General features: G+C 71.2%; 13 protein-coding genes. 2 read left to right on the top strand and 11 right to left on the bottom strand.

Annotated elements, in window-relative coordinates:
• Window positions 1–28: 28 nt before the first annotated feature.
• The 4 genes from JHW38_RS03580 to JHW38_RS03565 all read right to left on the bottom strand — a co-directional run bounded on the left by JHW38_RS03580 (window position 29) and on the right by JHW38_RS03565 (window position 8,382).
• Window positions 29–3,301, bottom strand: coding sequence for an efflux RND transporter permease subunit (locus JHW38_RS03580; RefSeq protein WP_207524655.1), 3,273 nt, complete (start codon window positions 3,299–3,301; stop codon window positions 29–31).
• Window positions 3,298–6,516 (bottom strand): efflux RND transporter permease subunit, encoded by a 3,219-nt coding sequence (locus JHW38_RS03575; RefSeq protein WP_207524654.1) that lies wholly within the window; start codon window positions 6,514–6,516, stop codon window positions 3,298–3,300. The genes JHW38_RS03580 and JHW38_RS03575 overlap by 4 nt, the downstream gene beginning before the upstream one ends.
• Before the next feature lie 32 nt (window positions 6,517–6,548).
• Window positions 6,549–7,760, bottom strand: coding sequence for an efflux RND transporter periplasmic adaptor subunit (locus tag JHW38_RS03570; protein WP_207524653.1), 1,212 nt, complete (start codon window positions 7,758–7,760; stop codon window positions 6,549–6,551).
• A gap of 373 nt (window positions 7,761–8,133) precedes the next feature.
• Entirely contained in the window at window positions 8,134–8,382 is a 249-nt protein-coding gene (locus JHW38_RS03565; RefSeq protein ID WP_207524652.1) for a DUF2789 domain-containing protein, read from the bottom strand.
• A gap of 309 nt (window positions 8,383–8,691) precedes the next feature.
• Here JHW38_RS03565 and JHW38_RS03560 point away from each other — a divergent pair, with 309 nt between their 5' ends.
• Together JHW38_RS03560 and JHW38_RS03555 are read left to right on the top strand one after the other, a co-directional pair.
• Window positions 8,692–9,288, top strand: a complete 597-nt coding sequence (locus JHW38_RS03560; protein WP_207524651.1) for a biliverdin-producing heme oxygenase — start codon at window positions 8,692–8,694, stop codon at window positions 9,286–9,288.
• 37 nt (window positions 9,289–9,325) lie between these two features.
• A complete protein-coding gene (locus JHW38_RS03555) occupies window positions 9,326–9,700 on the top strand; it encodes a YbaN family protein (protein ID WP_207524650.1) in 375 nt (124 codons plus the stop codon).
• A 100-nt stretch (window positions 9,701–9,800) separates the two neighbouring features.
• Here the strand turns inward: JHW38_RS03555 and JHW38_RS03550 are convergent, their stop codons facing one another.
• The 7 genes from JHW38_RS03550 to JHW38_RS03520 form a co-directional block, all read right to left on the bottom strand.
• Window positions 9,801–10,748 (bottom strand): XVIPCD domain-containing protein, encoded by a 948-nt coding sequence (locus tag JHW38_RS03550; RefSeq protein WP_242691177.1) that lies wholly within the window; start codon window positions 10,746–10,748, stop codon window positions 9,801–9,803.
• Between the two features lie 15 nt (window positions 10,749–10,763).
• Window positions 10,764–11,189, bottom strand: a complete 426-nt coding sequence (locus JHW38_RS03545; RefSeq protein WP_242691175.1) for a DUF6393 family protein — start codon at window positions 11,187–11,189, stop codon at window positions 10,764–10,766.
• A gap of 167 nt (window positions 11,190–11,356) precedes the next feature.
• Window positions 11,357–12,343: an MBL fold metallo-hydrolase gene (locus JHW38_RS03540; protein ID WP_207524649.1), complete on the bottom strand. Its 987-nt coding sequence runs from the start codon at window positions 12,341–12,343 to the stop codon at window positions 11,357–11,359.
• A gap of 170 nt (window positions 12,344–12,513) precedes the next feature.
• On the bottom strand, window positions 12,514–13,551 hold the full coding sequence (locus JHW38_RS03535) for an alpha/beta hydrolase (protein WP_207524648.1): 1,038 nt from the start codon (window positions 13,549–13,551) through the stop codon (window positions 12,514–12,516).
• 4 nt (window positions 13,552–13,555) lie between these two features.
• Window positions 13,556–15,175, bottom strand: coding sequence for a PepSY-associated TM helix domain-containing protein (locus tag JHW38_RS03530; RefSeq protein ID WP_207524647.1), 1,620 nt, complete (start codon window positions 15,173–15,175; stop codon window positions 13,556–13,558).
• Window positions 15,172–15,468, bottom strand: a complete 297-nt coding sequence (locus JHW38_RS03525) for a hypothetical protein (RefSeq protein ID WP_242691173.1) — start codon at window positions 15,466–15,468, stop codon at window positions 15,172–15,174. The genes JHW38_RS03530 and JHW38_RS03525 overlap by 4 nt, the downstream gene beginning before the upstream one ends.
• On the bottom strand, window positions 15,465–15,749 hold the full coding sequence (locus JHW38_RS03520; RefSeq protein ID WP_207524646.1) for a hypothetical protein: 285 nt from the start codon (window positions 15,747–15,749) through the stop codon (window positions 15,465–15,467). The genes JHW38_RS03525 and JHW38_RS03520 overlap by 4 nt, the downstream gene beginning before the upstream one ends.
• Between the last annotated feature and the right edge of the window lie 64 nt (window positions 15,750–15,813).

Genomic DNA, 15,813 nt, shown 5'->3' with positions numbered 1-15,813 from the left:
GCCGGCGAACCGGCGCCGGCCGCGCGGCCTACGCCCGCCGCCACGGCCGCAGCCGCGCGAACCAGCCTCGGCCCGGCCGCGCCGGATTCGCGGCGGCGTTCGCGCGCCGCGCGCGCTTGCCGGCCTTGCGCTGGGTGCGGTCGTGCAGCCACAGGTAGATCGCCGGCGTGCTCAGCAAGGTCAGCAACTGCGACACCAGCAGCCCGCCGAGAATCGCGATGCCGAGCGGCTGGCGCATTTCCGACCCCGCGCCGAAGCCGATCGCCAGCGGCAGCGCCGCGCCCATCGCCGCCATCGTGGTCATGACGATCGGCCGGAACCGCACCAGCGCCGCCTCGATGATCGCATCGACCGCGTTCATGCCGCGCTCGCGTTCGGCGACCAGGGCGAAGTCGACCATCATGATCGCGTTCTTCTTGACGATGCCGATCAGCATCAGCACCGCGATCACCGACATCAGGGTCAGCTGGGTCTGGGTCACCAGCATCGCCAGGAACGCGCCCATGCCCGCCGCCGGCAGGGTCGACAGGATCACCAGCGGGTGGAACAGGCTGTTGTAGAGGATGCCGAGCAGCACGTACATCAGCACGATCACGCTGACCAGCATCAGCGCGGCGCCGCCGGCGGCTTCGATCAGTTTCTGGTTGGAGCCGGAATATTCCTTCTGCACGCCCGGCGGCAGCGGCGTGCGCCCGATCAGGTCGTCGACCGCGCGGATGCCGTCGACCTGGCTGACCCCGGGCTTGAGGTTGTAGCTGATGGTCGAGGCTTCGAGCTGGTTGTAGTGCGAGACCTTGGTCGGGGTGATCGTCGGGGCGATGGTGGCGATCGCCGACAGCGGCACCATGCCGCCCTGCCCGGTGCGCACATAGGTGTCGAGCAGTTGTTCCGGGCCCGACCCGCGCGCGCGCGCCGAGGTCAGCACCACCCGGTACTGGTTGATGTCCGAATAGATCAGCGACACCGGGCGCTGGCCGAAGGCGTTGTACAGCGCGTCGTCGACGTCGGCCACCGACAGGCCCAGGCGCGCGGCGGCCTGGCGGTCGACGGTGATCGACTGCTGCTTGCCGACGTTGTCGAAGCTGGTGCCGACGTCGCGCAGCTGCGGCAATGCGCGCAGGCGCTGGGCCAGGCGCAGGGTCACGTCCTGCAGGCTGCTGCCGCTGGAACTGGTCAGTTGCAGCTTGTATTGCCCGCCGCTGCCGCCGCGCCCGCCGTCGCCGCCGCCGAAGAACTGCACCGAGTTCAGCACCACCTCGACATCGGCGACCGGCTTGAAGCGTTTGTTGAGCCGCTCGACCACCGCGTTGACCCCGACCTTGCGCTCGCGCGCCGGCTTCAGGTCGACGAACAGGCTGGCGGTGCCGCTCTCGCCCGCGCCGAGGTCGCCGCCGCCGAGGATCGTGGTGACGTCGGCCACGGCCGGGTCGGCCTGGACCACGGCGGCGACTTCGCGCACGCGCGCGGCGAACAGTTCCGGCGCGACGTTGGCGTCGGTGCGCACCGACACGTCCATCATGCCGAGGTCTTCGTCCGGCATGACCGAACCGCCGGCGGTCATCGCCACCGCCGCGGCCAGCGCGCCGGTCAGCACGATCAGGCTGATCGGCTGCCAGCGCATCAGCCGGCGGTGGCGCATCGACCACACCAGCATGCGCCGGTACAGCTCCAGCGCCGCGTCGTCCCAGCGGTGCAAGCGGCGTTCGAGCCGGGCGAAGAAGCGCGGATCGTCCGCCGTCGGGCCCGGATCGTGGCGCAGGTACTTGCCGCACAGCGCCGGCGTCACCGTCAGCGACACCACCGCGCTGACCACGATCGCCACCACCAGGGTCACCGCGAACTCGCGCACCAGGGTCACGAACATGTTGTTGCCGAACACCATCGGCGCGAACACCGCGACCAGCGACAAGGTGATCGAGACCACGGTGAAGCCGATCTCGCGGGTGCCGTTGAGCGAGGCCTCGAGCGGCTTCTGCCCGAACTCCATGTGCCGCACCACGTTCTCGATGACCACGATGGCGTCGTCGACGACGAAGCCGATCGCCAGCACCAGCGCGATCAGCGAGAAGGTGTTGAGCGAGAAGTCGAGGAAATACATGGCGATGAAGGCGCCGGCCAGCGACAGCGGCACGCTCGCCATCGCGATCAGGGTCGGGCCGACCCGGCGCAGGAACAGCAGCATCACCAGCGCCACCATGACCACGCTGAGCATCAGGGTGAACTCGACTTCGTGCAGCGCCGACTTGGTGGTTTCGGTGAGGTCGAAGATCGGATGGATGCCGACGTCGGCCGGGACGATCCGGCCCAGGCCCGGCAGCGCGGCGCGGATCGCCTCGACCGTCGCCACCGCGTTGGCGTCGGGGCGTTTGCTGATCTGCAGCACCACGGTGCGCTCGCCGTTGAACCAGGCGCCCTGGTGCTCGTCTTCCTGGCCGTCGAAGATCCGCGCCACGTCGCTGAGCCGGATCGGCGCGCGGTCGCGCACCGCGACCACCAGGCCGGCGAAATCGGCGGCGCGGTGCAGCGAGGTGGTCGTGGTCAGCAGCAGCCGCTGCGGGCCGTCGCGCACTTCGCCGAGCGCCGAGGTCACGTTGGCCGCGGTCAGCGCGTTCTGCACTTCGTTCGCGGTCAGGCCCTTGGCGGCGAGCGCGCGGTCGTCGAGTTCGACCCGCACCGCGCGCGGCGAACCGCCGGACAGCTGCACCGTGGCCACGCCGGAAACCCGCGCGATGACCGGCTTGGCGAGGCTGTCGGCGACTTCGTACAACTGGTCGGACGACAGCGTCTTGGAGGTCATCGTCACCAGCAGCACCGGCAGCTGCGAGGTGTCGAACTTGAAGTACTGCGGCGGCGACGGCATGCCCGCGGGCAGGTCCGACATCGCGGCGTTGATCGCCGCCTGCACGTCGCGCGCGGCCGAGTCGGCGTTGATGCCGAACTCGAACATGATCTGCACCTGCGCGCTGTTTTCGTTGGCGGTGCCGGAAATGTCCTTGACCCCGGGGATGCGCCCCAGGTGCCGCTCCAGCGGCGTCATCACCGTCGCCGCCATGGTCTGCGCGCTGGCGCCGGGCATCTGCGCGAACACCACCACCGCCGGGAAATCCAGCTGCGGCAGCGCGGCCACGCCGAGCATGACGAACGACCACAGCCCGGCCAGGACCAGGCCCAGGCCCATCAGCGAGGCGCCGATCGGGCGGCGGATCACCGGCGCGAACAGGTTCCAGCCGCCGGCGTCCTCGCGCCCGCCGGGACGGCCGTCCGCGCCTTCGCCGTGGCCGCCCTCGCCCGCGGCGCTCATGCCTGCGCCACCGCGGCGCGCGCCTCGCGCGCTTCGCGCCGGCGCCGCAGCCATTCCTGGTAGCGCTCCATATACAGGTAGATCACCGGCGTGGTGTACAGCGTGACCAGCTGCGACAGCAGCAGGCCGCCGACGATCGACAGGCCCAGCGGCCGGCGCAGTTCCGAACCGATGCCGGTGCCCAGCGCCAGCGGCAGCGCGCCGAGCAACGCGGCCAGGGTGGTCATCATGATCGGGCGGAAGCGCAGCAGGCAGGCGCGGCGGATCGCCTCGTGCGCGCTGGCGCCGGCGCGCTGCGCCTCGATCGCGAAGTCGACCATCATGATGCCGTTCTTCTTGACGATGCCGATCAGCAGCACGATGCCGACGATGCCGTCGACCGACAGGCTCAGCCCGCACGCCATCAGCGCCAGCAACGCGCCGACCCCGGCCGGCGGCAGGGTCGAGATGATCGTGATCGGGTGGATGTAGCTCTCGTACAGCACGCCGAGCACGATGTAGATCACCACCAGCGACGCCAGCAGCAGCCACACCACGTCGGTCTGGCTGCCGGTGAACTCGGCCGCCTTGCCGACGAATTGGCCGCGCACCTGGGTCGGCAGCTGCAGTTCGTCGCGCGCGCGCTCGATCGCTTCGACCGCCTGCGACAGCGAATAGCCGGGCGCGACGTTGAACAGGATCGTCGCCGCCGGCAGCTGCTGCTGGTGGCTGACCACCAGCGGCGTGTTGACCACCTTGGCCTCGGCCAGGGTCGACAGCGGAATGATGCCAGCGGCGCCGACGCGGATGCCGGTGTCGCGGTTGCCGATGCCGGTGGAGGTGGCCGAGTTGCTCGACGCGACCTGGCCGAAGCCGGTGGCGTTGCTGCCGGTCAGCGCGCCGGAACCGTTCGAGGCCACCGCGAGCTGTTCCAGCAGCGCGTCCTTGGTGCGGAACTGCGGCGCCACTTCCAGCACCACCCGGTACTGGTTGATCTCGGTGAAGATGGTCGAGATCTGGCGCTGGCCGAACGCGTCGTAGAGGGTGTCGTCGATGGTCTGCATCGGCACCCCGAGCACGCTGGCCTTGTCGCGGTCGATGCTCAGCTGCAGGGCGCGGCCCTGGCTCGACAGGTTGTTGTCGACGTCGACCAGTTCCGGCAGCTCGCGCAGCGCCGCGGTCATGCGCGCCGCCTGCGCCGCGACCTGGGCCGCGTCGACGCCGGACAGCGAGTACTGGTATTCGGTCGCGGCGACGCGGGTGTCCAGGGTCACGTCCTGCACCGGCTTGAGGTACAGCGCGACGCCCGGAATGCCGGCGGCGGCCTTCTGCAAACGCGGCAGGATCTCGTCGAGGCCGTCGCGGTCGCCGCGCGTCTTCAGCACGATCGACAGCTGGCCCTGGTTCAAGGTCGGGTTCATGCTGCCGGCGCCGATGAAGGCCGACACGCCGGTCACCGCCGGGTCGTGGCGCAGCGCCTCGGCCACCGCCAGGGTGCGCTGCTGCATCTGCGGGAACGCCACGCTCTGGTCGGCCTGGACCACGCCGGTGATCAGGCCGGTGTCCTGCTCGGGCAGCAGGCCCTTGGGAATGGCGATGTACAGCACCACGGTCAGCGCCACCGCCGCCGCGGCCACCGCCAGGGTCAGCGCCTGCCGCGCCAGCACCCAGTCCAGGCTGCGCTCGTACAGGCCGACCGTGCGCGCCCACAAGGTGCGCTTGCCGTCGCCGCGCTCGTGCGCGTCCTCGCTCTCCGGCAGCGCGTCGGGCTTGAGCAGGTAGGCGCACATCATCGGCGTCAGGGTCAGCGACACCAGCATCGACAGCACCACCGCGGTGCTCAGCACCCAGGCGAACTCGTGGAACAGGCGGCCGGTGACGCCGGGCATCAGCAGCAGCGGCAGGAACACCGCCACCAGCGACACGGTCAGCGACAGCACGGTGAAGCCGATCTGGCGCGCGCCGATCTCGGCCGCTTCCTTGCCGCTCTTGCCCTGCTCGATGTAGCGCACGATGTTCTCGATCATCACGATCGCATCGTCGACCACGAAACCGGTCGCCACCACCAGCGCCATCAGCGACAGGTTGTCGAGCGACATGCCGGCGAAGGCCATCACCGCGAAGGTGCCGGCCAGCGACAGCGGCACCGCGACCGAGGGAATCACCGTCGCCCACAAGCGGCGCAAGAACACGAAGATCACCGCGACCACCAGGCCGATGGTCAGCAGCAGGGTGAACTGGACCTCGTGGACCGAGGCGCGGATGGTTTCGGTGCGGTCGGAGAAGATGTCCAGGTGCACGTCGGCCGGCAGCACGCTGCGCAGTTGCGGCAGCAGGTCGCGGATCGCAGCGACGGTCTGGACGATGTTGGCGCCGGGCTGGCGCCGCACTTCCAGCAGCACCGCCGATTTGCCGTCGGCCCAGGCGGCGAGCTGGTCGTTCTCGATGCCGTCGATGACCTCGGCCACGTCCGACAGCCGCACCGGCGCGCCGTCCTTGTAGCTGACGATGGTCTGGCGGTATTCGGCGGCGTCGGCGAGCTGGTCGTTGGTGCCGATGCTGTAGGACTGGGTCTTGCCGTTGAGCGAGCCCTTCGGCGCGTTGACGTTGGCCCGGGTCAGCGCGCTGCGCAGGTCTTCCAGGGTCATGCCCATGTTCGACAGCTGCGCCGGATTGACCTGGATCCGCACCGCCGGCCGCAGGTTGCCGGCGATCGACACCAGGCCCACGCCCTTCACCTGGGCCAAGCGCTGGGCCAGGATCGAATCGGCGAAGTTGTTGACCTCGCGCAGCGGCCGCGTGTCGGAGGTCAGCTTCAGGGTGACGATGGCCGCGTCGGCCGGATTGACCCGGTTGTAGACCGGCTGGTACGGCAGCGACTGCGGCAAGGTGGCCTGGCGGATCGCCGCCTGCACGTCCTGCGCGGCGATGTCGATGTCGCGGTCCATCGCGAACTGCAGGGTGATCGTCGACAGGCCCGCCGACGAATCCGAGGTCATCAGCTCCAGCCCGGAAATCTGCCCGAACTGGCGCTCCAGCGGCGTGGTCACCAGCGCCGCCATGGTGGTGGCGTTGGCGCCGGGGTACTGGGTGGTCACCACCAGGCTCGGCGCGTCGATCTCCGGCAGCGCCGCCACCGGCAACTGGCGGTAACCGAGGATGCCGAGCAGCAGCAGCCCCGCCATCAACAGGGCGGTGGCGACCGGGCGGCGGATGAAAAGGGTCGAAAAGCCCACGGGCGGGTCCTTGCTCAGGCGTCGGCCGGCGCTCAGCGCGCGGCCGACGGCGCCTTGGCGGCGGGAGTGTCGGACGGCTTGGCGTCGGCCTTGGCCGGCGCCGGCTTGCCGGCGTCGCCCGGCGCCAGCGCGGTGACCTTGCTGCCGGGCTTGAGCCGGAATTGGCCTTCGGTGACCACGCGCTCGCCGGCCTTGAGGCCCGAGACGACCAGGATCCGGTTGTCGTCGGCCTCCACCCCGGTCTTGACCGTGCGCATCGCCACCGTGTTGTCGGCCTGCACGACGTAGACGTATTCGCTGTCGGTGCCGCGCATCACCGCCTGCACCGGCACCACCAGCCCGCTTTCGATCGTGCGCAGGCGCAGGCGCACGTTGACGAACTGGCCCGGCCACAGCGCGTTGTCGGCGTTGTCGAACACGGCGCGGGCGCGGAAGGTGCCGCTGTCGGCGCTGATCTGGTTGTCGACCACGTCGAGGCGGCCGTCGGCGGTCAGCGCGTGCGCGTCGCCGCGGTCGAGCGCGCCGACCATGACCGGCCCGGCCCGCTGCGCCTCGCGCACGCCCTGCAGCTGGCGTTCGGGCAGATTGAACAGCACGTGGATCGGGTGCACCTGGGTCAGCGTGACCAGCGCGGTGCCGGCGTTGAGCACGTTGCCGACGTCGACGCTGCGCAGGCCGGCGATGCCGGAAATCGGCGCGGTGACGCGGGTGTACTGCAACTGCACCTGGGCCTGGCGCATCGCCGCGTCGTTGGCGGCGACCGCGCTTTCCAGCTGCGCGACCTGGTTGCGCTGGGTGTCCAGGTCGGTCTTGGACACGTACTGGCGATATTCCGGCGCGTTGGAGCGCTGGTAGTTGGAACGCGCGGTGGCCAGCTGGGCCTGGTTCTGGCGCTTGGACGCGGCGGCCTGGTCGTAGCTGGCCTGGGCGGTGCGCGGATCGATCCGCGCCAGCAGGTCGCCCTGCTTCACTTCCTGGCCTTCGCGGAAATCGATGCTGAGCAGTTCGCCGCCGATCTGCGGCGCCACCGTGACTTTGTTCAGCGCGTTGACCGTACCCAGCGCGTTGACGAACACCGGCACCGACTGCACGCCGGCGGCGACCACGGTGACCGGCACCGGCGCATCGGCGCCGGGGTCCTTGTCTTGCTTGCGGCCTTTGCCGCGTCCGAGCAGCGCGACCGCCAGGCCCACCACGAGCACCGCTGCGAGCAACCACAAACCCACCTTCACCCAACTACGCATCCGGCCAATTCCTTTGAGACGATAGTGTGTCGACCCAGCCGATGGCGCGGGCGCTCCGCGCCGGCCCATCGGTGGCTCGCCATCATAGCCACGGCGGACTACAGCATGACGCGCGGCGGCGAACCCGGACGGGCCGGAAGTTCACCTCGCCGTTAGCTGGGTCCGCAACCGCGGGTGACGCGCTTCACGCTTCGCGACTCGCGACGTCCGCGGCAACGCCGGCCATTGTCGCAAGTCCGCGGCGGCGAAGCTTGCGCGTAGCTTGCGGCGGCGTAACCGCGATGGCGTTCATGTGACGAAGCGTGACGCGCGCAGGCGAACGCGCGAACGCCGGCGGTTCGCGGCGACGGCGCTGCGCGGCGGCGACGGGCGCTCAGCGGCGCGCGACCGCGTCCTCGTGCAGCGATTCGTTGAGCTGGTCGACGACGATGGCCCAGGCGGCGTCGGCGTAGAGCTGCTCGCTCAGCAACTGGCGCTGGGCGGCGCTCCAGTACGGCGCTTCGGCCAGGGCGACGTCGGCGGGCAGTTGGTGATCGCGGATGAACGCGCGGATCGCCTCGTCGCCCGCGTCCAGGCCCAGTTGCAGGAACAGGTTGGTCATGCGCGGTTCGTTGGTGTTCATGGCGAGGTCCTGGCGGCGAAGGGGCGTGGGAGTCGCGCGGCCGGCTGGCGCGGCCGCTGGTGCGGCGTTCGTGCGGGCGGCGCGCAAGCGACCCTTGCGGACGGCGCCCTGGCGGCGAGTTTGCCCGACACGCCGATCCGGCGAGTCTGCCCGATGGATCCGCCCGCGCGGTTTGCCTGTCGGGCCCGATGGCCGCTTTTGCGCAATCGGCCGGCGCATGCGCCACCGCGAAGCCCGGGTTGGGAGCGCGGTCGCGACAGGCGTCCTTACCTGTGACACCCCTGCCCCGCGCCCGCCCGACCCGACCGAATGAACGCGCCCGACGCCCTGTCAGAACCGCTCGCCGCGACCCGCAGCCAACGCCTCAAGGCCGCGACCCGCGCCACCCACGACCGCCTCGACCGACGCATCATGGCCGGCGACATCTTCGCCAGCCGCGAGCGGTTCGCCCGCTTCGTGCGCGTGCAATACCGCTTCCACCGCGATATCGACGCGCTCTACGCCGACCCAGCGCTGGACGCGCTGCTGCCCGAACTGGACGCGCGCCGGCGGCTGGGCCAGATCGCCAGCGACCTCGGCGATCTCGGCCATCCGCTGCCGCCGGCGGCCGCGCCGGCCGCCGCAGCCCTGCCGCTGGCGCAGGCGCTGGGCTGGCTGTACGTGGCCGAGGGCTCGAATCTCGGCGGCAGCGTGCTGTACAAGCTCGCGGCGAAGCTCGGCCTGGACCGCGGCTTCGGCGCCCGCCACCTGGCCGCGCATCCCGACGGCGTGGCCCGGCACTGGCGCCAGTTCACCGCCGCGCTCGACGGCGCGGCGCTGGACGCGCGGCAGGAAGGCGACGTGATCGCCGGCGCCGAGGCCGCGTTCCGGCGCGTGCGCGGCCATGTCGAGGAAGAATTCGCATGAACCGGCCGGCCCGCGCTGCCCGCCCGGACCGGCGCTGATGCGCTGGCTGTGGTTCGCCCTGGGCTGGCTGATGCTCGCGCTCGGCTTCATCGGCGCGCTGCTGCCGGTGATGCCGACGACGATCTTCCTGATCCTCGCGGTGGCCTGCTTCGCGCGCAGTTCGCCGCGGCTGGAGCAGCGCCTGCTCGCGCACCCGCGCTACGGCCCGACCCTGCGGCTGTGGCGCGAGCAAGGCGCGATCTCGCGCAAGGGCAAGTGCTTCGCCGGCGCCGGCATGGCGCTGGGTTTCGCCCTGTTCTGGTGGGGCGCGCATCCGTCGTGGAAACTCGCGCTGTGGGTCGGGCTGGTGTTCGCCGCCAGCGCCGGCTACGTGCTGTCGCGGCCGGCGCCGCGGGTGCGCTCGCTGGGTTGACGCCGGCTCGCTGGGCCGCGATCCGCCGTCCCGCGAGCGCCGCGCCGAAGCCGCGAGACCGGATGCAGCGGCGGTTCGCGCCGCCGCATCCGCACAGCGATCAGCGCGACAACGCGCCGCGGCTGGGCGCTTCCTGCCCGCTGCTTTGCTGCTGCTGCGCCTGTTCCTGCGCCGGCGCCTGCGGCTGTTGTTGCTGTTGCTGCGCCGCCGTCTCGAGCTTCTCCAGATTCGGCGCCAGCGGCTGCTTCGCCGCCTCGTTCTTGTCGACGTGGGCGCGCAGTACATCGCCGTCGTTGCCCGGGTTCTTCCACACCGCGAACACGTTGCCGTTGGTCTGGCTCGGCACGACCTCCTGGATTTCCGGCAGCTTGGCCGCGCGCGCCTCGACCGCCAGCGCGCCGGCGATGCGCTCCTTGTCCTGCTGATTGCCGTAGACGCCGGCGTCGGGACCGAGCTTGTCGAGGCCGGCCAGCGCCTGCTTGAAGTACGGGTCGCCGCGCAGCTGCGCTTCGCGGTCGGGATCGGGCTTGGCGTCGCTGGTGCTGAAGGTGCGGCCGGAATTGCCGAGGCCCGGCTCGCTGGGCTTGATCGACTCGTCCAGCGCCCGGCCCGAGGCCGGCGCCCAATGGCCGAAGAAGCCGTCGTTCTTCGGCTCCGGCAGTTTCGCGTCGCGCAGCACACTGTCGGCCAGGGTGTTGGAGTTCTGCACCTGCGGGTCGTACGGGTACTTGTCGCTCTTGCTCTGGGCGTCGGCGACCATCTTGTTCCAGGTCGCGGACAGGTCCGGACCGGTCGCGATCTGCTCGCGGTACTGCTTCTGCCCGGTCGCGTTGGCGTTGTCGGGATGGTCGGGGTTGCTGCTGTTGTACGGCAACGGCGCCTCGACGTGCATCCGCCCGTACGGCAGGTCGGGCTTGGCCTCGCCGGTCCAGCCGCTGATGGTGTGCTGCTCGCCGTTCTTGTCGGTGTAAAGCAGGAACTTGTGGTGGTAGTCCTTGCCCGCGATCGAACCGATGTTGCGGTAGCCGACTTCGATCTTCTCGTCCATGTGCGGTGCGGCTCCTTATTGGTTCTTCAGATGGACGGCGGCGACTTTGGCGAGCTTGCCGGCGGGGTCGAAGGAAAAGGTCATCACCACCGAACGCGCGTCGGGGTCGAGCATGGCCTGGCCCTTGTTGTCGCGCACCACCAGCTTGTCGGCGCTGTCCTCGACGATCTTGGAGCTGTCCGAAGCCGCGAACAGGCGCGTCACCGCGGCCTTGTCGGTGCCCAGCGGAATATGCCGCAGCACCACGTCGCTGACGTCGAGCTGTTCGAAGCGCACCGGCTTCCGGGACGAATAGATTTCTTCCAGCATCTGCGAAACTCCTGTTTTCATGGGTGCTTCCTTCTTGGTTCCGTCGCGGGCCAACGCGCCATTGTGCGCGCCCGCCGTCCCGCACGACGAGAGCGACGCGGCCAGCGCGGCGACGGCCAGCGTCGTGGTCAACCGCCGCCGCGTCGAGCGCGGCCTCGATGGGGTCCCTGACATCTTCGATCTCCTGGCCTGGAACGCGCGGCCGCCGACGATAGCGGACGCGGCGCCCAGTGTCGCCGCTGCGCGCCGCCCGGTGTGTGCGGGCGGTGCGGCAAACGGCGTTGAGTACGGGTTTGCGTTCAGCCGCCTGAGCGGTCAGGCACCCACACGAAGCTGTCGCCTTCGGCCTTGAACCGGCCCAGGCCCGGGAACGGGAAGTGCACGGCGTAGACGTGCAGGTTCTCGGCCGCGGCGCGCTTGAGCAGGGCGCGGCGGCTGGCCTGGGCCTTGGGCGCGTCGCCGTCGTACTGGATGGTCCAGTCCGGGCGCTGCACCGAGACGATGGAATGGTGCGCCGAATCGCCGATGTAGAGCAGAGCGTCGGCGCCGGAGCCGATCCGGTAGGCGCTGTGGCCCGGGGTGTGGCCGTCGACCGCGACCGCGGCGACCACGCCCGGCACCAGCTCGGCGTTGGGTTCGAAGGTCTGGACCTTGGGCGCGATCGCCGCGACCAGCTTGGCGTTGTCGGCGCCGGCCTTCAGCGAGGCCCATTCGGCCGAGGTCAGGTGGATGGTCGCGTTCGGAAACGCCAGCGCGCCGGCGCGGTCGAGCAGGCCGCCGACGTGGTCGGGATGGCCGTGGGAAATGAAGATGTCGGTGACCTGCCCCGGCTCGGCGCCGGCGGCGCGCAGCGAGGCCGGCAGACGGCCGGCCTTGGCGAACGAGGCGTCGGCGGCGCCGGTGTCGAACAGCAGGGTGCGCTCGCCGGCGCGCACCAGCAGCGGCTGGATGCTCAGGTGCAGCACGTCGGTCGGCTGGCCGGCGGCGCTGAGCAGCGCGGCGACCTCGGCCGGCGGCCGGCCGACGCCGAGGGTCTTGCCGTCGTTGGCGACCTCGATGTCGCCGTCCTTGAGCGCGAAGGCTTGCAGCGCGCCGATGCGGAACGCGAACACGTCGGCGTTCTGCGCCGGCGCGGCGTCGGCGGGCTTGGCCTCGGCGGGCGCAGGCGTCGCGGCGGCCGGCGCGGGCGCGGCGGCCTGATCGGCGGCCGGCGGACGCGAGCAGGCCGAAACGGCGGCGCCGGCCAGCAGCGCGGCGATGAGCAGGGAAAGCGGGCGACGGGTCATGGGGGGTTCCGGTGGGAGGGCCAAGTCGGCCGAAAACGCCGGCGGGCGCGATCCGCGACCGCCGGCGAACCGGGCGAGCTTATGCCTGCGGCGCGGAGCCAACAAGCCGGCGCGCGCCGTCATCGCGGCGCATGCAGCGTTCCATCGATGTCGCTGCGAAGGCGTTGGCGTCAGCGCGCCGATGCGCCGGCGTCTTCGTCCTGGCCGGCGCACGGCGAGGCCTCGTCCGCCATCGCCTGCGCTGCCGCGCGCACCGAAGCGCGCAGCATCGGGCCGTGGCCGAGCCCGGCGAACTCGCGATAGCACGCGCTCAGTCCGGGTTTGTTCTGCAAGCGTTGCGCGAGCTGGCGCGCGGCGTCGGCCGGCACCGCGGCGATGCGCGCGCGATGCGCGGCCACGCGCGGGTCGGCGGGCGCGGCCGCAGCGCGCGCGCCGTCGCGCGGTTCGCGCTCGCGTTCGCCTTGCAGGATCGCGACGCTGGCCGGACGCGCGAGTTGGCGTTCGAGAAACCCGCGCTCCGGCGCGCCGAGGATCGCGCCGCGGTCCCACCACAGCGACGGGCTGGCCGCGAACCACTGCGCGAACGCGTCGCTGCGTCGATAGAGCAGATCGAGCGCGAACAAACCGCCCAGCGAATGGCCCCACAAGGCTTCGCGCGAGCGGTCGATGCGCGCGCGCCGGCGTACCTGCGGCTGGATCCGTTCGACCAACACCCGCGCGAACGCCTCGGCGCCGCCGCCGCGCGCGCCCTGCCCCGCGCCGTCGTCGACCGCGCTGGGCGTGTAGTCGTCGCGGCGCTGGGCCGCGTCGATGCGCAGGTCGTTGTCGTAGCCGACGAACGCCAGTACCGGCGCCCGGCCTTGCGCCAGCTGCGCCAGCAGCGCGTCGTCGAACTCCATCAACGCGGCGTTGCCGTCGAGCATGTAGAGCGCTGCGTAGCCGCGCTTGGGCGCGCCCTGTTTAGGGATCGCGAGCTGGATCCGCCAGCGCCGCAGCCCGTCGGCCGAGGCCACGACGAAGCGTTGGAAACGGTAATGCCGCGACGGCGCGTCGGCGACGGTCGCGCCGGTGCGCTGGTTCGGATCGGGCTGCGCGTGCGCAGGGGCGAGGATCGCGCACAGCGCCAGCGCGGCGACGGTCAACGCATGCAGATGGATCGCGCAGCGGCGAATGACGGGCCGGTCGGCGACCGCGATCGGATAAGACATCGGATCAAACTCCTGCGCCATGCGCCCGAACCGGCGTCGGCGCGACCGCCGCGCCCTCGCCCGCCGACCACACGCTGTCGACATGGCCGCGCAGCATGCGCCGCCGCGTGCGCAGCGCGATCAGCGCGAACGCCGGCACCGCGGCCAAGGCCGCGCCGTCGACGATCGCGCCGGCGCCGCCATGGTTCCAGGCGCCGCCGAGGCCCCAGACGCCGGCCAGGCTGGACAGCGGAATCGCCAGCGTAAGCGCCGCGCACGACCCTGCCAGTTCGACCGCAGCGCGCGCGGCGCCGCGCGCGAACGCCCAACCCAACGCGGCCAGAAACACCGCGTAGTAAATGCCCTGATGCCACGTCGCCACGTCCTCGACCCGGGCCGGCAGCCACTTGGTCGCCGCCAGGGTCGCCGAGATGCCGGCCACGCAGCCCAGGCTCGCGCCGACGGTGAGGCAGCCCAGCGCGCGCGCCGCGCGGGTCTGTACCGCTGCGCCGTGGCCGCGGTCCTTCTTGCGCCGCGACTCGATCCACAACAGGTTGCCGGTGTAGAACAGCGCCGCGCCGGCCAGGCCGAGCAGCAGATACATCCAGCGCACGGTGTTGCCGCCGAAGCTGCCGAAGTGAAGCATGAAGAAGGTATTGACCGCCGCGTCCCAGCCGCCCATGCGGCCGGGCAGATCGTGCGGATCGACTGCGCCGGTGTACGGGTCCAGATGGGTCGACGCGTAGGTGCGCGCGCGGGTCCCGTAACGCGTGTCCAGGCCGGTGACGGTGGCTTCCAGCCGCCCGTCGCGCTGCTCGAACGCGAAGCCGAACACGCGGAAGCCCGGCAATTGCTGCTGCACCCGTTGCAGCAGTTGTTCGACCGGCAGCGGTGCGGCGCCCGGCGCCGGCGGCGGCGCGGCCTCCTCGCGGCCCCACTGGATGCCTTGCGCATACACCGCCTTGCCCTGCGCGTCGTAGAACTCGTCGTGGAAGGCGAACACCACGCAGGTCAACGCCATGACCAGATGGAACGGCAGGCTGACGATGCCGAGCGCGTTGTGCGTGTCCAGCCACAGGCGCTTGATGTTCTTGCCGATGCGCAGCGCGAACAGGTCCTTGGCCAGGGTCGGCAGCACCACGATCAGGCCCGACACCAAGGCCAGCGCGTACAGCAGCGATACCGCGCCCATGATCCAGCGCGCCAGCGGATCGGCGAACGGCAGGCCGACGCGCTGGTGCAGCGTGTCGATCCACTGCGCCACCGGCGCCTTGCGCAGCCGCTGGGTCTGCAGTTCGCCGTCGGCGCCGAAGCTGGCGCCGTGCTCGACGTACTCGCGGCGCTTGGCGCCGGGTTCGCGCCAGATCACCCGCGCCGGCGCATCGGCTTCGGGTTCGACCATCACCAGATAATGCTTGCCCGCCTGCGGATGCGCCGCGATCGTCGCCCGCACCAGTTCGTCCGCGCGCGCCAGCGGCACCGGTGCGGCCAGCGTCGACGGCGGCGTCGCCCAGCGCTCCAGCGGTTTTTCGAACATGGTGATGGCGCCGGCGTAGAACGCGACGAACAGCATCAGCCCGGCGAGGATGCCGGCCCAGATGTGCAGGTCCTTGTAGACCTTGACGATGTCGCTGCGGACCTTCATGCCGCCGCCATCCGGGTCAGCGCCAGCGCGGCGAACGCCAGCAGGTTCGCCGCCCCCAGCCACAGCCACGCGCGCAGGCTGCTGCGGAACAGGAACACCAGCGAGAACGCCGCGCACCACAACGGCGCGATCAGCCACATCACGAACTGGATGCGGCCGCCGTCGCCGTCGACCGCTCCGGGCCCCCACCAGGCGAACAGTCCCGACAATGCCAACGCCAGCGCGAAACCGAGTATCAGCCCGGCCGAGCCTTTGCCGAACCAGTGCCGGCTTTGCAGGCGCTCGCCGCTCATCGCGCGCGCTCGCGCCGGCGCGCGCGCCAGGCGCCGAGGAACGGCGCCAGGGTCGCGCTGAGCATCAGCAGGGTCAGCCACATCGCGATCGCCGCGGCGGTGCCGAGGTCGGCGCACAGCAACGCGAGCGAGATCGCGGCGCATGCCAGCGCCGGCCACGCGCCGCCGCGACCGGGCCAAGGCCCGGCCGCGCGCCATTGTTGTTGCGGCGACGCCAGATAGAACCACCAGCCGCTCAGCACGCCGAACGCCATCGCCGGCCCTACCAACCACGCATTCATCGGCTCGCTGCCTGTAGGAGCGGCGCGAGCCGCGACGCGGCCGTGTCGGCAGCCGAGGAAAGGC

This window comes from Lysobacter enzymogenes, from assembly GCF_017355525.1.
Taxonomy (GTDB): domain Bacteria; phylum Pseudomonadota; class Gammaproteobacteria; order Xanthomonadales; family Xanthomonadaceae; genus Lysobacter; species Lysobacter enzymogenes_C.
This window is presented reverse-complemented; position numbering and strand designations above follow the sequence as displayed.